Annotated in this window: 16 protein-coding genes and 1 pseudogene; 5 read left to right on the top strand and 12 right to left on the bottom strand. The window is 40.2% G+C overall.

Annotated elements, in window-relative coordinates:
* A pseudogene (locus V7K61_RS28370) lies at nt 1-1,404 on the bottom strand (serine/threonine protein kinase).
* Between the two features lie 156 nt (nt 1,405-1,560).
* Here V7K61_RS28370 and V7K61_RS28360 point away from each other — a divergent pair.
* On the top strand, nt 1,561-3,699 hold the full coding sequence (locus tag V7K61_RS28360; protein ID WP_335058680.1) for a peptidase domain-containing ABC transporter: 2,139 nt from the start codon (nt 1,561-1,563) through the stop codon (nt 3,697-3,699).
* A 162-nt stretch (nt 3,700-3,861) separates the two neighbouring features.
* Here V7K61_RS28360 and V7K61_RS28355 read toward each other — a convergent pair whose 3' ends face one another.
* Together V7K61_RS28355 and V7K61_RS28350 are read right to left on the bottom strand one after the other, a co-directional pair.
* Nucleotides 3,862-5,430 carry an HlyD family efflux transporter periplasmic adaptor subunit gene (locus V7K61_RS28355; RefSeq protein ID WP_335058678.1) on the bottom strand — a complete coding sequence of 523 codons (1,569 nt, stop codon included), beginning with the start codon at nt 5,428-5,430 and terminating at the stop codon, nt 3,862-3,864.
* Nucleotides 5,431-5,602: 172 nt separating this feature from the next.
* Nucleotides 5,603-5,878 (bottom strand): hypothetical protein, encoded by a 276-nt coding sequence (locus tag V7K61_RS28350; protein ID WP_335058676.1) that lies wholly within the window; start codon nt 5,876-5,878, stop codon nt 5,603-5,605.
* Nucleotides 5,879-6,319: 441 nt separating this feature from the next.
* Here V7K61_RS28350 and V7K61_RS28345 point away from each other — a divergent pair, with 441 nt between their 5' ends.
* Nucleotides 6,320-6,487 (top strand): hypothetical protein, encoded by a 168-nt coding sequence (locus tag V7K61_RS28345; protein WP_335058674.1) that lies wholly within the window; start codon nt 6,320-6,322, stop codon nt 6,485-6,487.
* A 93-nt stretch (nt 6,488-6,580) separates the two neighbouring features.
* Here the strand turns inward: V7K61_RS28345 and V7K61_RS28340 are convergent, their stop codons facing one another.
* On the bottom strand, nt 6,581-7,783 hold the full coding sequence (locus V7K61_RS28340) for an AGE family epimerase/isomerase (RefSeq protein ID WP_335058672.1): 1,203 nt from the start codon (nt 7,781-7,783) through the stop codon (nt 6,581-6,583).
* A gap of 199 nt (nt 7,784-7,982) precedes the next feature.
* On the opposite strand from V7K61_RS28340, the gene V7K61_RS28335 reads away from it, so the two are divergent.
* The gene (locus tag V7K61_RS28335) at nt 7,983-8,882 is read left to right on the top strand and encodes an aspartoacylase (protein WP_335058670.1); all 900 of its coding nucleotides are present in this window, start codon (nt 7,983-7,985) and stop codon (nt 8,880-8,882) included.
* A gap of 53 nt (nt 8,883-8,935) precedes the next feature.
* On the opposite strand, the gene V7K61_RS28330 is transcribed toward V7K61_RS28335, so the two are convergent.
* From V7K61_RS28330 to pheT, 6 genes are all read right to left on the bottom strand, one after another.
* Nucleotides 8,936-9,295: a type II toxin-antitoxin system PemK/MazF family toxin gene (locus V7K61_RS28330; RefSeq protein WP_099100459.1), complete on the bottom strand. Its 360-nt coding sequence runs from the start codon at nt 9,293-9,295 to the stop codon at nt 8,936-8,938.
* Complete coding sequence (gene mazE, locus V7K61_RS28325; RefSeq protein ID WP_335058667.1) at nt 9,282-9,512, bottom strand: type II toxin-antitoxin system MazE family antitoxin; 231 nt, start codon at nt 9,510-9,512, stop codon at nt 9,282-9,284. The genes V7K61_RS28330 and mazE overlap by 14 nt, the downstream gene beginning before the upstream one ends.
* A gap of 140 nt (nt 9,513-9,652) precedes the next feature.
* A complete protein-coding gene (locus V7K61_RS28320) occupies nt 9,653-10,447 on the bottom strand; it encodes a Tab2/Atab2 family RNA-binding protein (protein ID WP_335058665.1) in 795 nt (264 codons plus the stop codon).
* Nucleotides 10,448-10,734: 287 nt separating this feature from the next.
* Entirely contained in the window at nt 10,735-11,547 is an 813-nt protein-coding gene (locus tag V7K61_RS28315; RefSeq protein ID WP_335058663.1) for an ice-binding family protein, read from the bottom strand.
* Between the two features lie 355 nt (nt 11,548-11,902).
* The gene (locus V7K61_RS28310) at nt 11,903-12,172 is read right to left on the bottom strand and encodes a YciI family protein (RefSeq protein ID WP_335058661.1); all 270 of its coding nucleotides are present in this window, start codon (nt 12,170-12,172) and stop codon (nt 11,903-11,905) included.
* A 118-nt stretch (nt 12,173-12,290) separates the two neighbouring features.
* Nucleotides 12,291-14,741, bottom strand: a complete 2,451-nt coding sequence (gene pheT / locus V7K61_RS28305) for a phenylalanine--tRNA ligase subunit beta (RefSeq protein ID WP_335058659.1) — start codon at nt 14,739-14,741, stop codon at nt 12,291-12,293.
* 60 nt (nt 14,742-14,801) lie between these two features.
* Here pheT and V7K61_RS28300 point away from each other — a divergent pair, with 60 nt between their 5' ends.
* Nucleotides 14,802-14,951: a hypothetical protein gene (locus tag V7K61_RS28300; RefSeq protein ID WP_335058658.1), complete on the top strand. Its 150-nt coding sequence runs from the start codon at nt 14,802-14,804 to the stop codon at nt 14,949-14,951.
* A 49-nt stretch (nt 14,952-15,000) separates the two neighbouring features.
* Entirely contained in the window at nt 15,001-15,678 is a 678-nt protein-coding gene (locus V7K61_RS28295; RefSeq protein WP_335058656.1) for a leucine-rich repeat domain-containing protein, read from the top strand.
* A gap of 56 nt (nt 15,679-15,734) precedes the next feature.
* On the opposite strand, the gene vapC is transcribed toward V7K61_RS28295, so the two are convergent.
* Together vapC and V7K61_RS28285 are read right to left on the bottom strand one after the other, a co-directional pair.
* Complete coding sequence (vapC, locus tag V7K61_RS28290; RefSeq protein ID WP_335058654.1) at nt 15,735-16,139, bottom strand: type II toxin-antitoxin system VapC family toxin; 405 nt, start codon at nt 16,137-16,139, stop codon at nt 15,735-15,737.
* Complete coding sequence (locus V7K61_RS28285) at nt 16,136-16,336, bottom strand: type II toxin-antitoxin system VapB family antitoxin (RefSeq protein ID WP_335058652.1); 201 nt, start codon at nt 16,334-16,336, stop codon at nt 16,136-16,138. The genes vapC and V7K61_RS28285 overlap by 4 nt, the downstream gene beginning before the upstream one ends.
* Between the last annotated feature and the right edge of the window lie 43 nt (nt 16,337-16,379).

The following is a 16,379-nucleotide window of genomic DNA, read 5'->3' as shown; positions in this document are numbered from 1 at the left end:
TTACTCTCTAGTAATTGGTAAGCCTAGCCAATCGCTGAGTTCATGAGCTAGCCAGTCAAGTTCTGGGGTAGTAATATTAAAAGCACGCCCGAAATCTGTGAATATTTCAGACTTATTTCTCCCACTCCAAATGATTAAGTAAGGTTGATTAAACATATTTTTAGTTTTTTCTATTCTATTAATATGTGTTTTTAATGATGATAAATCATTTTTGAAGTTAATACCAAAACAATAATAATTTGATACAAATTTATGCGAATCAATAAAAATATTCCGTTCGCCAAATAAGCACATAATAGAGCGCAAAAATGAAGTAAGAAAACAACCGAAAATTATTCCTAATCCAACGGAAAATATTCCATTTAAAGCTTTCCCATTCATGATATCTAAAGATGTAGAACATAATATTAAATATAGAAAACTAGTAAATAAATTCATTGCAAATGTCAATGAAGATAAACCTACACCCGGAATGATAATTTGTAAAATATCATCATTTTTTTTTACGACAACTTTACTACCAAAAGGTTTGCCCACTCTTGAATTAGGCACTCTTCCCTGAGTCTGAGTTGCATTTCCAGGTTGTTCTAAAGCTTGTAAAGCGTCTTTAGCAGAGGTTAAACGTTGACTCGCAATAGGTTCTGTCATCCGCCTTAACCAGCTGCTAAAACTAAGGCTAATATTAGCAGCCTGTTCAAATTGAATTTGTAGGTCTATTTGCGGTAAATCGCCTGGATGTTGACCTGTTACTAAATAAATTAAAGTTGCGCCCAAACTGTAAAGGTCTGAAGCTGGAGTAGCTCTACCATTAAATTGTTCTGGTGGCATATAGCCGTAACTTCCCACAAGTGTCATAGTGCTACTTCTTCTGGCGATGGTTTGCACTGAACCAAAATCTACCAAGTACACTTCACCCACACTATTACCAGAGCGATTTGTTAATAGAATATTGCTTGGCTTGATATCACGATGAATTACGGGCGGTTGACGGCCATGCAGATATTTGAGAATTTCTAGAATCGCTTTTGCTAGTTCCTTAACTTCTTCTTCACTGAAACTACGCCCAGCTTTGAGTTGTGCTTCTAGAGATTGGGCTGGGATATAACTTTGTACGAGTACAAATCCTCTACTGTTGGGTTAATCTAGCTCAAAGTAGTCAAGGTAGCGGGGAATGGATGGGTGCGAGAGTGCTTTGAGTGTTTCAGCTTCCCGCTCAAACAGCTTGAGGTCGTTCCATTCAAACTCATTACCAAAGGACAGTATTTTGACCACTACTAATTCTTGAGTTTGCAAGTCACGAGCTAGCAGCGATCGCCGTCCGGCTTTTTTGCCTAGTTCCTGTTGCACTTGATACCTTTCCAACAGGATTTCTTGGTGAGAATCTGGCGATTCTTGACTTGTCATTTGCTCGTGACTCCAAAGCTTTGTCGCTTTTATAACTTTCCTGTTTGTTACTGCCCCACTGTAAAATTACTTAAACTAGCAATAAGCATTAGGGAAATGTGTTCATTTCAGAACCCAATTGGGAAACATAAAGTAAAAAATTGGGTATTTTCTGTGATGAAAGCGGTTTTACAACACAGTGAAGAAGATTGTGGTGCTGCTTGTCTTGCAACCATAGCACAACACTATGGTAGAACTTTCGGTATTAATAAAATGCGGGAACTAGTAGCTACAGGTAAGCAAGGTACTACTTTGCTTAGTTTAAAAAGAGGAGCAGAAAACTTAGGTTTTAATGCCCGTCCAGTGAGAGCAACTCCTGAATTAATAGAACGCTTGGATAGAATTTCTCTGCCTGCCATCATTCACTGGAAAGGATATCACTGGGTTGTATTGTACGCACAACAAGATCGGAAATATGTTATCGCCGATCCAGCAGTAGGTATTCGCAAGCTCAACCATCAAGAGTTATTAGAGGGATGGACGAATGGTGTCATGCTGTTATTAACTCCAGATGAAACTCGTTTTTATCAACAGGAGTCGGATAAAATAGACGGCTTTGGACGTTTCCTCAAAAGAGTTTTACCCTATAGCAAAATACTTGCGGAAGCGATCGCAATCAATATTGTAGTTGGACTTCTCTCTCTGGCTGCTCCTTTAATGATGCAAATCCTCACAGATGACGTTTTGGTGAGGGGAGATATACAGTTGTTAACTACCGTAGCCATTGCGGTTATTACCTTAAATATTTTTCAAGCTGCTATTGGTATTGTTCAATCTCACTTAGTCGGACAATATGCTCAAAGGCTAGAGTTGGGATTAATTCTAGATTACGGGTATAAACTCCTGCGCTTACCCTTATCTTATTTTGAAGCCCGTCGCAGTGGAGAAGTTGTTAGCCGCATTGATGATATAGAAAGAGTTCATAATCTAGTTTCTCAAATTGTTTTGGGTTTACCCAGTCAATTTTTTATCGCTGTCATATCTTTGGGAATCATGATTTTTTATAGTTGGCAGCTTTCTTTAGCTTCTTTATTTGTCTTTATAATAGTTATGGGTATTAATTGGCTATTTTTACCAGCTTTACGACAAAAAACCCGTGCTTCTATTATTTTAAATACAGAAATTCAAGGTTTTCTTGTAGAAACTTTTCGCGGTATCCAAATACTTAAGACTACCCAAGGTACTCCTCAAGCTTGGGAAGAGTATCAAGCTAATTACGGTCGCCTCGCTAATTTTAAGTGGAGTACCATGAAGCTAGGGTTTTACAGTACCACCGTTACAACTCTATTCAATAGTTTGACAAATATTGGTTTACTTTGGTTAGGCAGCTACTTTGTAATTAATCGCACTCTAAGTATAGGTCAATTACTTGCTTTTAACGGCATGAGTGGAAATTTCTTAGGGTTTTTGAGTTCGGTGGTAGGCTTAGTTAATGAATTTATTATTGCTCAAGTAGTAATTCAACGCCTCACAGAAGTCTTAGATGCTACAACAGAGGATGAGAAAGAGTGTAAAAAACCTTGGGCGGAAATCACTGCTAATACAGATATTGTTTGTACTAACCTGAATTTTCATCATCAAGGTAGAGTTAATTTATTAAAAGATTTCTCTCTTATCATTCCTGGGGGAAAAGTAACAGCCTTAATCGGACAATCAGGTTGTGGAAAAAGTACTTTAGTTAAGTTAATAGCGGGATTATATGATTTGCAATCTGGTAATATTCGTTATGGAAGTTATAATCAGCAAGATATATCTTTAGACTGTCGCCGTCAACAAATAATATTGATTCCTCAAGAACCGCACTTTTGGAGTCGTTCAATTATTGATAATTTCCATTTTGCCTATCCTTCAGTTAACTTTGAACAAATCGTGAGAGCTTGTCAAATAGCTGGCGCAGACGAATTTATTAGCAATTTACCTGATAAATATCAAACGGTCTTAGGAGAATTTGGTGCAAATATTTCTGGAGGACAGAAGCAAAGATTAGCAATAGCTAGGGCAATTGTTACTAATCCACCAGTGTTAATATTAGATGAGTCTACAGGCGCTTTAGACCCAGCATTAGAAACTAAAGTTTTAGATAATTTATTAGCAGATCGTCAGGGTCAAACAACTATTATGATTAGTCACCGCCCTAGAGTAATTGAGCGGGCTGATTTCATTGTTTTGTTAGAAACAGGAGAGTTGAAGCTGACTGGTACTCCCAATGAATTACGTCAGCTACCCGGTCAGCACTTGAAATTTTTAACTCCCTAATATTCTGAAGTAAAAGTTTTTATAGCGATTCTCAGTTATGTGAGGTACAGATAATATTTTGAAACGCATAGGCGCTTCGCCTTCCCGTAGGGTAGGGACGCAAAGTAAAGCGCAGAGGTACGCAGAGATTTGTACCTCAGTAGACTAGGAAACGCATAACTATCATACATTGGCTATTAATCTTGCTTTTCTCAAAATAAATTGCAATACAGTTTCTTCTTTAGAGATAATATCAGCGCTTCCTTCCATTCCTAATTGGATGGCACATTCTTTTCCCGCAATCTTCAATACATAGTTTTCTGGTTTAATATTCACCTTGTAACTACCTGTTTGTGAAATTTGTCCCATCCCGAAAGAAGAGTTAGAAGAATTAAAGTTAGATTGAGGTTCTATTGCATCTGGAGAAATGCTGCTCACTGTTCCTTGTAAAGAGCCATAGTCGGGATAGGGACAAGCAGATACGCGCATATATACTTTTTGTCCCAGCCGAATTTTACTGATTTCCTCAGCAGGAATATCGGCTTTAATTTCCAATGGTGCTTCACTAGGAGCAATTTGGGCAATCATCTGTCCAGAACCAATGACTTGAGAGACGTTTCGTAGATTGAGTTGTGCTATTGTGCCAGAGGCAGAAGCACGAATTATGATATTTTGAAGTTCAATTTCTATTTGTTTAAGTTCTTTTTGGTAGCTGTTTAATTGATTTTCTAATTCTGTTCGTCGTTGAATTAGCTGTTCTCTTTCTTGCTGGAGTCGAGATAAAGTTGATTCTCCTCTAGCTTTTTCTTGAGCAATTCTTTCACGAGCGATCGCCACTCCTGCTGTAGAGTTAAGGGTAGTTTCGGCTTTTTTTAGCCTTGCTTGGGCTGCTTCAACAGCTCTTTGTTGCTTTTCTACAGTTTGCTTATGAGCTTCTACTATTGCTAATTGAGACAAGAGTGCTTGTTGTTGTTGTTGAACTGCGAGAGTTACTTCTTCGTATGCGTCTTGAGAAAGCGCACCAGATTTGACTATCGGTTTATAGCGATCGCGTTTGACGATCGCTCCTTTGAATGAAGCTTGGGTTGCGAGTGAATTCGCTTGAGCCGACTTTAATTCTGCTTTGGCTGTTTCTAAATCATCTTGAACTAATTTTAAGTTAGCTACTAATTCTTCTACTTCCGTGCTGGTGCTAATTTCACTATTGCGATAATCCGTTTGAGTGCGTTGTAGTTCAGCTTGAGCAGCAGATGTGGCACGGTTTGTTTGTTCGTTTTCTGCTTGAATCTGTCTATCTAAAGCAGAAATTTGAGCAGTTATTTGAGTTGATTGAACTGTAGTTTGTTGAATATTGCCAAGAAGTTGACTTTTTTTAGTTTGTAAGCGAGAGCCATCAAGTATAGCGATGATATCTCCTTGTTTAACTTGCTGATTTCCTTTTACTAAAATATCTTTTACTATCCCTTCCGTCGCAGCTTGTACTAGGCGGAGTTCTCCCGCAGGACGAATGGTAGCAGCTACTTTAACTGTAGTTTTATATTTGAGGATACTTGTAAGGGTAACGCCTGCAACAAAGGTAGCTATAAGTATCAAACCGCCAATAGTTGTCCATTTACCAATCGGAGGTAAAAAATCCTCTGGAGTAGCAGCAGCTAGAGAGTTAAGATTAATTTCTTCTGGGTGAGGTATTACTTTTTCTACCTTGGGTAAGGAATGAGAATTTGGGACGAAAGAGATATCAATATTAGTCATAATTAAGTAGAATAAAACAAGTTTGAGAAGCTATAAATTTTCCAGTTGTACTTGAGAATTAGTAAGCAAAAAGCTCTGCCTTTAGTTGTTTGAAGGAGGCAGAGCTTGAGTAACTTTATTTCTCGGCTAGAGTTGAGAAATCAGGTAAATAAGTTGTTTGAGTTTTGCTAGTCTAATTTCCGTCTATTTGACCGTCTCCCACCAATCCAGTTGTTTCTAAAGCTAGCTCACCTGCTGTGTAGAGTCCAAGTGCTGACGTGCCTCCGACCGAAACCACTGCGTTGCCTGAATTATTCAAAGTTTTGATTACGACATGATCGAATCCTTTTTTTATTTTCTTCCAAAAACTTTTACCTCCTGTTAATTGTTCGCAGCATTCATCTGATAAGACTTCAAACAATTCTTCTTGGTTTTCAATTGTCAAGCTTTCATTTTTGTTTATAGACATAATCGTTATTCTCCAAAATAAATACGAAAGTTAACTTGTCAACTCTTGAACCAGAAAATCATACTTTTTTGGCTTGAGCTATTAATTAGATTAATCCAAAAGAATCTATATACACAGACTTGACAATCTAACTTTTGAAAGATAGCAGATATCCATGACAATTTTTTTGCTCTTGATTCAGTATTTATATTGCTCATTTTCCCAAACTAAGCTTAGTAAGTAAATATATGGAATTGTATTCGCTATATAGTCTTTATTCTTATAATTATCAAGCTTTTCAAATGCAATATTTTTCAGGTATTTACATATATAACTAATATTTATATAATCCTTATGAATTAATTATAGTCTTACAGGATTTATTTAAATTTATTAATAAACTTTCTAAATTATTTCTGGCTATTTACACTGAGATTTATTTGATGCTCAGGTATCAATTGTATGAAACGCTCAACTGGCATAGCTACTGTAGCTTGCAAACAAGACATTGGAACAACACGATTTTGTGAGGTTAGCTTAAAAACAAGCGATCGCACGACGAGACAATTCAGCTTTACGTTGCTGTTGCAGATAGCCGCTATTACATTAAAGTATGACTTGACTATCTAAAGTGGATCGGTTCTATAGTCTACGCCATCAAATAATTGTTTGAGCATAAAAAATAAGATGCGTTTTCCCTAAAGATTAAACTGACTGCGTTGCTTACTGCCGCAGGCGTTGCAATGACTCAAATTGCTGCCAACAAAGGTACAATGCACGCGGTACGTGAAAACATCCTTTCCATTTGCCACCTTTAAGGTTCAACAATACTTCTCCACGCCGATTGAGATAACCAAACCACTCACCGTATTCTGAATCAGCAAAGTGTGACCAGGCGTAATCGTGCATCTTTTCATACCATTCCCAACAGACCTCACGCCCTGTCAGGCGATAACCCATCGCCAATGCAACCAAAGATTCTAAGTGAACCCACCACAGTTTTTGATCCCATTCCAATTGTTGTGGGGGATGACCATCTGCATCCATAAAGTAATACAATCCACCGTACTCGCTATCCCAAGCAAAATTTAGGATATTTAGCACTACATCAACGGCTTGGTTAATAGTTTTGGTGTCGTTTTGGCGACGCGCGATGTCCATAATGAACCACATCGCTTCGATGCCGTGACCTGGATTAATCAGCCGTCCCTCAAAACAATCGATGTGAGAACCGTCAGGGGCAACATTTTCGTACATTAGTCCCCGTTCTGGGTCGAGAAAATCGGTCATCACTTCGCGGACTGTCTCAGCTAGGACATTCTCTAGTGTTTCCTTTGGCAGCAACCATTCCATTTCTAGAGTCAGGTTGGCTAAAATCATCGGTACAGCCAATGATTTCATCGGGCGTGTGCCGGGATAGGTTTTATTATATTTGCCCTTGGGGTTATCTTTGCGGCGTAATACGTTGTTGTAAGCTTGTATCGCCACATCCTTTGCCCATTCTTCGCCGCCTGCGAGTGCATATTGACTAAATGCCATCGCCGCAAAGCAATCAGAAAAGATGTTGTAAGGGTGAACCAATGGTTTCCCTTCACGGGTGAGGGCAAAGTACCAGTTACCATCGCTATCTCTACCATGTTGGGCGAGAAAATTAGCGCCATTACTGGCAATTTTTAGCCAGTTATCGCGCTTTTCTAGCTGGTTGTAAAGCATGGAAAAAGTCCATACTTGGCGGTTTTGTAGCCAGATGAATTTGTCTGTATCATAAATTTTGCCTTCGCGATCGAGGCAGGTGAAATAGCCGCCTTGCTGCCAATCGAGAGAATATTTTTCCCAAAAGGGGAGTACGTCGTTGAGGAGGGCGTTTTTGTAAAGTTCAGCGTAGGCATAACCCGCCGCAGGCATCGCTTGAAAGTCCTTCTCCATAAATTTGCTCCCCTTTTATACCAAAACCAACAGTTTAACAGTTATCATATTTTGACTCGAACATGGAGCCTAGGCGTAGCCCGTCGTAGACATCGCGTCAGTCTTTTACAAGATTTAGTCAGCAGCAGGTATACTTCTATCTTGTATCTTGCACCAATTCTCAATAACCGTAGGGTAGTTTTTTAGATATGAGGTTGTTATGAGTCAGATTGAACGAGTTGCGATCGTTGGAGGAAACCACGGTAATGAGTTAACAGGAGTACATTTAGTCAAAAAGTTTCAGCAATATCCTAATTTAATTAACAGGGCAAGTTTTGAAACTCTGGCATTACTTGGTAATCTCAAAGCTATTGAAGAAGGCAAACGATACATTGAAAAAGATTTAAATCGTTGTTTCACTAATCAAGGTTTACAAAATCCCCAACTCTCAAGTTATGAAGATACGCGGGCAAAAGCAATTCAACAAATATTGCAACCGCAAAATCAGCCCTTTGTAGATGTAATTGTTGATTTGCATAGCACAACTGCCAATATGGGGTTAACTCTGATCTTTTGTGATATGCATCCTTTATTACTTCGCTTAGGCGCTTATTTAAGTTCTATCAATCCTTTGGTGAAAGTCTGTATTAATCAAGAATCCAAAGAAAATGGTTTTCTCCGTTCTTTGTGCGAATTGGGTTTTGTGATAGAAGTTGGGGCTGTGGCTCAAAATGTTTTAAACGCCGAATTATTTCAGGAAACAGAACAGCTTATTTATGCAGTTTTAGATTATTTTGACGGGTGCAATCAAGGGAATATTCCGCAGACAAGCAATCACCTTACACTTTATAAATACATTGGAACTGTCGATTATCCTAGAAGCGATGCCTACAGTGGGCGGTTCCTACGCGGGGAAATTCAAGCCATGATTCACCCCCAGCTTCAGTTTAGGGATTATGAACCTTTGCATCCAGGCGATCCAATGTTTCTGACTTTTGAAGGAAAAGATATTTTCTATGAAGGAGCGTCTACTGTTTATCCTATTTTTATTAATGAAGCGGCTTACTACGAGAAAGGAATTGCGATGTATTTAAGTCAAAAGCAGGAAGAAATAGTTTAATTTGTTCATCACCTTCGCCTCAGTTTTATCTCTATTTTTATTCCCTAACACCCCTAAACCACAAATCCCAGAACTACATTTAAAGCTGTATGAATAAGTTCCCAGTAGTCTGACTCTAGTACACCAACCAAACCCAAAATACGACTACGATCAACAGCACGAATTTGCCCAACATCAATAAAACGGTCTTGGTCTAGTCCATTATTTAGTGTTGCTTTTATATTGACAACATAGGGGGCTTGTTTACTTCCGGGGCGAAATGGTATGACGATTGTCAATAATCCATACTGATTCATGATGTCATTTTGCACAATCAAACAAGCACGGATTTTTTTTGCTTCAGCTCCCACTGTTGGATCGAGATTCACCCAACGTATTTCTCCTCGCCGATAAGTTAAATTACTCCCAGGCATTTATGCCATCTCCTGCAACGCCCTCCCAAGCAGCAATTTCAGCTTGATACTCTGCATCTTCAACATCCTGCTTTAGCGCTGTAATCATTTCTGCTGCTAAAATTCGGCGGCGGTGTTCTGCCAGCAGTGTATTGATATATGCACTACGGTTCCCCTGTGCATACTGATCTACAAATTGCAGAATGTCTTCTTCTAAGGTGATTGTGACTTTGAGCATCTATAGTTAATTTTTAGTATTACTATTTAGTATGACTTTATCATCATACTAAAATTTGCTAGACTTATACACCTTGCCCATAAGCAGAGCATTTATTTATCTATAAAAATTAAGCAGACAAATATTTTTGGCAATTAATATCAATTTTCTGTCTGCAATAACCAAAAGCCGCTATAAGTCATACCAGAATCATCGGGTTGAACTAACAAAAAATGCAATCCTCGGCAATGCTTTTTGCGTTGTTCAAATGCTTGGGCTGCTGTTGTAACTTCTGGATCTTCAAATGTGGCAACAATCCACCTATCCACCAAGCTAGCTTCTAATATTAAGCCATCCGGTGCGCCAGAAATGTAGTTCAAGCTGACGGCACGGGCTTGCTGCAACCACCGTGCTAGGCGCATTGATTGCCGTCCCCCATAAATTACTACCCCAGGAACAGGAACTGTTGATGCTAAACCCAAATTGATTGGTTTGAGATGTTCTGGAATGTGCAAAATGGGAATGGGGCGATCGCTAAATCTCGTTTCTACATCACTAGCAGTTAAACTTGCAAAACGCCATTGTTCTCCCCAGAGGTTTTCTGGTAATGGTGCTGGGGGTGGTTTATCCAGTGTTGAGGGGTATTGCTTTTCTTGTAACCACTGCTTTAACGCCAAGGTGTGGCGTGTAGGTTCGACATTAATACTTAAGTTGCGTCCAGCCGCCTCAATTAAACTTAGTGACTGAGGACGAAATACCTGAATTACATCTGGCAATTTTTCACCAGCAGCTAGCTCAAGTTGAGTCGCAACCCAATTAGAATTTGCTGCTGACTGGAGACAGCTAGCTTCATACTCAAAGCTGCGAGTTGCGTCACAAATCAACAACTCCCATAAAATTTGTCCAGATGCATCTTGTGAGGGACGACGATAAAAATCAACCTGCCAAATTTTCATAAGTGGGGAGTGGGGCATTCATGAGAGTTTAAGATAAAGTGCCTTTTATCAATCAGTTAAAATACTCAAAACACTCTTAATAAGAATGATAATTGGGTATGAGGAGAGGGGGATGAGGCGAACATCGCTCGCCTCATCCCCCTCTATTTAATTATTATTATGCTTTTGGTAAAATACTGGTAACATTTTAAACAGATAAGTCTGATTAACAATTCGGGGCCTATCTTTTTCTACCATAGATTGCTACACTCTTTGCCAATCAAGTATTTCAAAAAACTATTTGCAACCTACCACCCTTTTCTAAATCTTTTGCTGAAGGCGAATAATAGACCCACCATCCCGGAGCCGATAACACCAAGTGATGAGTCAGGTTCTGGAACCTCTGCTGCTACTTCCTTTGGCTTTGTATAGCAGGTGCTGGAGACCTTGTTGGTATCCATCGTCACGGCACCATTTTGTGCCAAGGCTCTACCGCAGTCAATGTTTACGCCAGTAGTCAGGGTGATGCTCGTGAGCGCTAGAATATTTCCCTGGAACTGAGTGTAGGTTCCGAGAGTCGCGGAGCTGCCGATCTGGAAAAACACATTGGGAGCTTCACCGTTGGTCGTGACAACAGACGAGTAGCTTGCGGTGGTGAGCGTGCTGGCTATCTGGAAAACGAAGAGCGCATTGGGGTCGCCTAGATTGTCGAGCGTGAGTTTTCCTGTCAACTGAGCCGATGAGCTAAAAGAATAGACGCCAGGTGTGAGCGTCATTCCACCCAGATCCAGACCAGTCAACTCCTTAGTGGGACTCAATTTTGCTAAATAATTGTACGCACTTGCGTTATCCAGTTGAGCCTGAGCCGCAACTGCATCAGATGTGAATATCCCTCCGTTCACGACCCCGACCGCTGGAGAAAAGCCAGTGGCTGAAGAACCTGCGTTGACACCCAGAGATTGCATGATGACGGACGGGCCGGTATTAGTCACCGTCGAGCCACCCAAAACCCCGAAGTCATTCGCCGTTCCCAGCAGAGAAGCGGCTTTTGCTGGAGCTTGAAGACTGGAGAATGCCACGATTCCCAAGAGTATCGCGTACTTGTAGTTCATTTTGAACATTTATTTCTCAAGTGACATCACTTATCTTTAAGTTGTCTTAACAAACACAAGTGTGCTTGATCTCAAAGAAAAAAATTGTGCTTTCTCTAACCTTTACTCAATCTTTAAAGTTGTATAAAGGCGGGATGAATTTGCACTTGACAAAGACCGAAGTAGTCAAGCATTGCTGGCAGAATCTTTAAAATGATTTATTTGAAAAATATGGCAGGAGTCCGATTACTTAAGCTTGCACGAAAAATTAAATAGATTTTTATGCAGTATTAGTTGACTTGGGAGACGCGGTAGCTGATGAATTAGCTTTACCATTTGACAAAAGTCTATTTACCTTAACCTGGCAAGAATGCCCCATACCAATTTAAAAAGCTTGAATCCATTCTTTGACTGAATATTCAGTCCAGATGCCATTTTTCCAGTAAGGATCGTTTTCAATCAACTGGCGTACAGTGGCTTCGTCTTCGGCTTCGTAAATTCCAAAAATCTTTGTAACATCCTTGGTGGGGCCGATGGTAATCAGCACACCGGATTCTTTCTGTTTTGCTAATCCGTCTAAATGAGCTTGACGATAGGGGGCGCGTTTTTCGATAACGTCTTCGCAGTAAGTTCCCCAGAGTACATATTTAGGCATAACTAAGACTATTTTGGATTTTAGATTTTGGATTTTGGATTTTGGATTTTGCAGCCAGTGCATCGGGGAGTAAGAAATGATTATTTCTCACTCCTAGCAAATGACAAATGACAAATGACTAACTTCTCAAGTTGACACCGAATTTTTCCACCAAAGCTTCGCGGACTTTATTGTGTACTGGTTCAACTTCAGCCTCAGTCAGAGTCCGATCGCTAGCCCGATAAATTAACCGGAATGCTAAACTCCGCTGTCCTTCGGGGACGTTTTCACCACGATATTCATCAAATAATTCCACCGATTTGAGCAAATCTTTACCCGCTTTGGTAATTACTTTTTCAATTTCGACAACTGAGATTTTCACGGGTGCGAAAAAGGCGATGTCGCGATCGCTAGCTGGATATGTAGAATAAGGCTGGAATGTGGGGACGAGAACTTCATCTTGTTCTAGAGAATCTAAAAGCACATCTAGATCCAACTGGAAAACATAAACGGAATCTGGTAAACCTTTTTCTCGTCGCAGTTGGGGATGAAGTTGCCCAAAAATACCCAGTCTGTTACCCCGAATCCACAGAGAAGCGGTGCGTCCTGGATGTAAGCGTTCGTCGCGGCGATCGGGTTGAAATTCGATTTGCAAGCTAAGTTGCCGAAATACACTTTCTAAAATGCCTTTGGCTTCAAACCAGGTAATGGGTTCTTCGCGTCCACTTTTTGACCATTTGCCAAGGGTGCGATCGCCTCCCATAATTCCCGCCAGGGCTTCTGTTTCTTGCAAACCGTCTTCTTCTTGCCAGAAAATTTGCCCGATTTCAAAGCCGTTCAGCGCACCATTACCCTGCTCTAAATTGTATTGAAAGGCATCAATTAACCCAGAGATCAAATCGGTTCGCAGTGCTGAATATTCAACAAATAAGGGGTTGGACAGGACTATATTTCTGTCTTCTCCTGGTTTGACTAAAGAATAATGGATTAATTCTGTCAATCCTTCAGCCCGGAGGAAAGCCCGTAACTTGCGAATTAGTTCTTGATCTAAAGGTAGATAACCCGCTTCCGCTTTTTCTGGTAAGGTATCGCAGAATTTGTTGTAACCATAGAGACGGGCAATTTCTTCAATTAAATCAATTTCTCGCTCTAAGTCGCGGTAACGATAAGGTGGGACGGAAACTGACCATGTAGGTTGATGGCTGCTATCTTCTCCTGAAGGTGTTAATTTACATCCCAATGCAGTCAGGATGCGCTCAACATCTTGTCCTTGCAGTTCACCTGTGTCTTCTTCTAAATCGATGGGCCCCAATATCTGATTAACTCGGTCTAAACGCAGGGCGATAGAACGACTCCAGGTAGACGGATCGGGGCGGGTGTCGGCAATTTCTTGCTGGACTATAATTCCACTCGCTAATTCGCTAATTAAGGATAAAGCGCGGCGATTAGCTATTTCCAACTCAGCCCGGTTAACTCCCCGTTCGTATCTGCCAGAAGCCTCACTTCTTAATCCAACACTCCGGGAAGAACGGCGAATTGCCACGGAATCAAATAAAGCTGCTTCTAAAACTAGGCTTTGAGTACCTTCATGGACTTCTGTTTCTTCCCCACCCATGACTCCCGCCAGTGCAACGGGTTTTTCGTTAGCCGTAATTAACAAATTTTGGGTTGAGAGGGTGCGAGTTTGTCCATCTAGGGTTTTGAGGAATTCTCCATTATTAGCGAAGCGAACGCCGATGCTTAAATTTTCGCTACTTGCAACAGATTGTATGCGATCGCAGTCAAAGGCATGTAGTGGTTGTCCCCATTCCAACAAAACGTAGTTAGTAATGTCCACAACATTACTTATGGGACGGACTCCAGCCGCCCGCAAACGCTGTTGCAACCATTCAGGAGATGGAGCAATTTTGACCTGTTCAATTACCGTGCCAATGTATGCAGGACAAGCTTGGGTATCGGCAATTTTTAAAGTTAAATTTCCGGCATTTTTGCTAATAGAAACTTCACCAGGTTCAGGAATGCTCAACTTTCCACCCGTTAAAGCTGCTACTTCCCGTGCTACGCCTACCATACTCAAAGCATCAGCGCGATTGGCAGTTGCGGTGAGGTCTAAAATTACATCATCTAGACCCAACAACGGCCGCACATCACTACCCAATGGTAAATTTTCCTGAGTAAAAATATGAATTCCATCAACATCAGTGGGCAAACCGAGTTCTTTTAAAGAACAAATCATGCCCTGAGATGGGACACCACGTAGTTTTGCAGGTTTAATTTTTAAATCGATGTTGGGTAAGTAAGTACCCGTAGTTGCTACTGGGACATAGATATCTGCCTTCACATTGGCAGCGCCACAGACAATATTTAAAGTTTCACCGGCACCGATATCGACTTGGCAAACACTCAATTTATCGGCGTTGGGATGGGGTTGACGCTCAAGCACTTTGCCGATCACCACGCCATTTGCCCAAGTGCGGCGGTCTTCAATCTCTTCTACCTCAAACCCCGCCATTGTCAGGGTTTCGGCTAAGTCTTCTGGACTAAGTTTTATCTCTACTAGTTCGCGCAGCCAATTTAGAGAAATACGCATGGAGTGTGCTTGTTTTAGGAATCGTCTTTTGCTCTTATTTTAGGGTGCAAGAAGCGCTCGATGGCTATTCGTCCCGCAAGGCGTACTCTTTCACTTGAACAATCCTACTACGTTAGACTGGCAGAACAATATCGCTTTTTTGCTTTATCTTTACATTTTTTGCGATCGCCCCTAGTAAGCCGCGACACTTCTAGATTAAAAATTATGTAGCTTGTGAATGCAGATCACTTTGTTCCACCTAAATCTACGGAGAATTTTTATGAGTTCTTTTCACACTCTAGAACTAAAAGAAGTTGAGCAAATTATTGAAAACTATAGAATAAAATCTGGTCATTTGACAGAACTTACAATTTGCGATTATCGTCAACTTGAGTATCTACCTGAAAGTATCGGCAATCTTACAAGTTTAACCGCTCTATATATTTGTGATTGTTGGAGACTTAAAGAACTACCAGAAACTATCGGCAAGTTGAAATATCTTAAAAAACTAAAAATTTGGGGTTGTATAAGCGATCTTAATCATTTTGATAAACTTCCTGATACTATTGGACAACTTAAATCCTTGACCTACCTTGAAATTCACGGAACTGCGCTACAATCATTACCTGATACAATTGGTAATCTCGATAACCTGAAATATTTAGACATTAGTGGAAATTGGGAATTCCACCAATTACCTGATACAATTGATAATTTGAAAAAATTAAAAACTCTTTCTATTACAGGAAATGAAAAATTAACATCTTTACCAGAAAGTATGGGTGAATTGGAAAGTCTTGAAGACCTATATATAAGTAGCAACGCTTTAGAATATTTACCAGAAAGCATTGGTAGGTTACAAAGTATTCAATACATAGATGCTCATGAAAATTTTTTCCGCTCCTTGCCAGAAAGCATTTGCAATTTAAAACTGCTCAAGGATAATATATATAAATAATAATCCAAAATATTGAATTTTTCTACGATTTATGTGTGCAAGGAAGTAGTGTAGACCTAGCATTGAAATAAGGTTATCGGAATATGCTGACTGAAATTCTCAAAATCTTTATCTGTGCTTATTATTGTGTAATTTCTCCGAGCGGCTGCGGAACAAATGAGGAAATCTGTGTTTGCGCCTTGAATACCATTGCTTCGGCAAATGTTATAAAACTCAGAAGCAAGTTCATAGTCTTCCATATCTAACTCCAGATTGGGAAATGCGCGGAGATAATTTTTCAGCTGATTGTATTGGTTGGCATCACGAATCCCTGAGAGTACCTCTTGTCGGACAGCACCTAGCAAAACAACTCGACCATCAGTAATTAATTCTCGCAACACTGTAACATGGGGTGAGTCGTCAACTTTATAATTGCGTCTGAGAGCTAAAGACCAGACTGAAGTATCAACAATGACTTTCATCCACTCCGGCGCTGTTGCTTGTAGTCATAATCATCGTCGTATTCAATCGTGCCAAATAGCTCCAGAATTTTCAGTTGCTTTCGACGGTGTACATACTCTCGCAATGCCTCTTCAACAACAGCATCCTTAGTTGGATGACCACCAAGTTCGAGAGCTTCCTTAATTAAGTTTTCGTCAATTTCGAGATTAGTAGTCATGTGTAGATTATCGCACAAAGGAATGTGCAGTAAAAACTCATTG

It is taken from the genome of Nostoc sp. (assembly GCF_036918015.1).
GTDB lineage: Bacteria > Cyanobacteriota > Cyanobacteriia > Cyanobacteriales > Nostocaceae > Nostoc.
The sequence above is the reverse complement of the archived record's forward strand: the minus strand, read 5'-3'. Positions and strand labels throughout refer to the sequence as shown.

Bases quoted from the DNA above. Each gene is read 5' to 3' on its own strand.
- V7K61_RS28320 (WP_335058665.1), bottom strand. From the start codon at position 10,447: ATGAAAATTTGGCAGGTTGATTTTTATCGTCGTCCCTCACAAGATGCA.
- V7K61_RS28345 (WP_335058674.1), top strand. From the start codon at position 6,320: ATGAAACGCTCAACTGGCATAGCTACTGTAGCTTGCAAACAAGACATT.
- V7K61_RS28340 (WP_335058672.1), bottom strand. From the start codon at position 7,783: ATGGAGAAGGACTTTCAAGCGATGCCTGCGGCGGGTTATGCCTACGCT.
- vapC (WP_335058654.1), bottom strand. From the start codon at position 16,139: ATGAAAGTCATTGTTGATACTTCAGTCTGGTCTTTAGCTCTCAGACGC.
- pheT (WP_335058659.1), bottom strand. From the start codon at position 14,741: ATGCGTATTTCTCTAAATTGGCTGCGCGAACTAGTAGAGATAAAACTT.
- V7K61_RS28355 (WP_335058678.1), bottom strand. From the start codon at position 5,430: ATGACTAATATTGATATCTCTTTCGTCCCAAATTCTCATTCCTTACCC.
- V7K61_RS28335 (WP_335058670.1), top strand. From the start codon at position 7,983: ATGAGTCAGATTGAACGAGTTGCGATCGTTGGAGGAAACCACGGTAAT.
- V7K61_RS28295 (WP_335058656.1), top strand. From the start codon at position 15,001: ATGAGTTCTTTTCACACTCTAGAACTAAAAGAAGTTGAGCAAATTATT.
- V7K61_RS28315 (WP_335058663.1), bottom strand. From the start codon at position 11,547: ATGTTCAAAATGAACTACAAGTACGCGATACTCTTGGGAATCGTGGCA.
- V7K61_RS28300 (WP_335058658.1), top strand. From the start codon at position 14,802: ATGGCTATTCGTCCCGCAAGGCGTACTCTTTCACTTGAACAATCCTAC.
- mazE (WP_335058667.1), bottom strand. From the start codon at position 9,512: ATGCTCAAAGTCACAATCACCTTAGAAGAAGACATTCTGCAATTTGTA.
- V7K61_RS28310 (WP_335058661.1), bottom strand. From the start codon at position 12,172: ATGCCTAAATATGTACTCTGGGGAACTTACTGCGAAGACGTTATCGAA.
- V7K61_RS28285 (WP_335058652.1), bottom strand. From the start codon at position 16,336: ATGACTACTAATCTCGAAATTGACGAAAACTTAATTAAGGAAGCTCTC.
- V7K61_RS28360 (WP_335058680.1), top strand. From the start codon at position 1,561: ATGAAAGCGGTTTTACAACACAGTGAAGAAGATTGTGGTGCTGCTTGT.
- V7K61_RS28350 (WP_335058676.1), bottom strand. From the start codon at position 5,878: ATGTCTATAAACAAAAATGAAAGCTTGACAATTGAAAACCAAGAAGAA.
- V7K61_RS28330 (WP_099100459.1), bottom strand. From the start codon at position 9,295: ATGCCTGGGAGTAATTTAACTTATCGGCGAGGAGAAATACGTTGGGTG.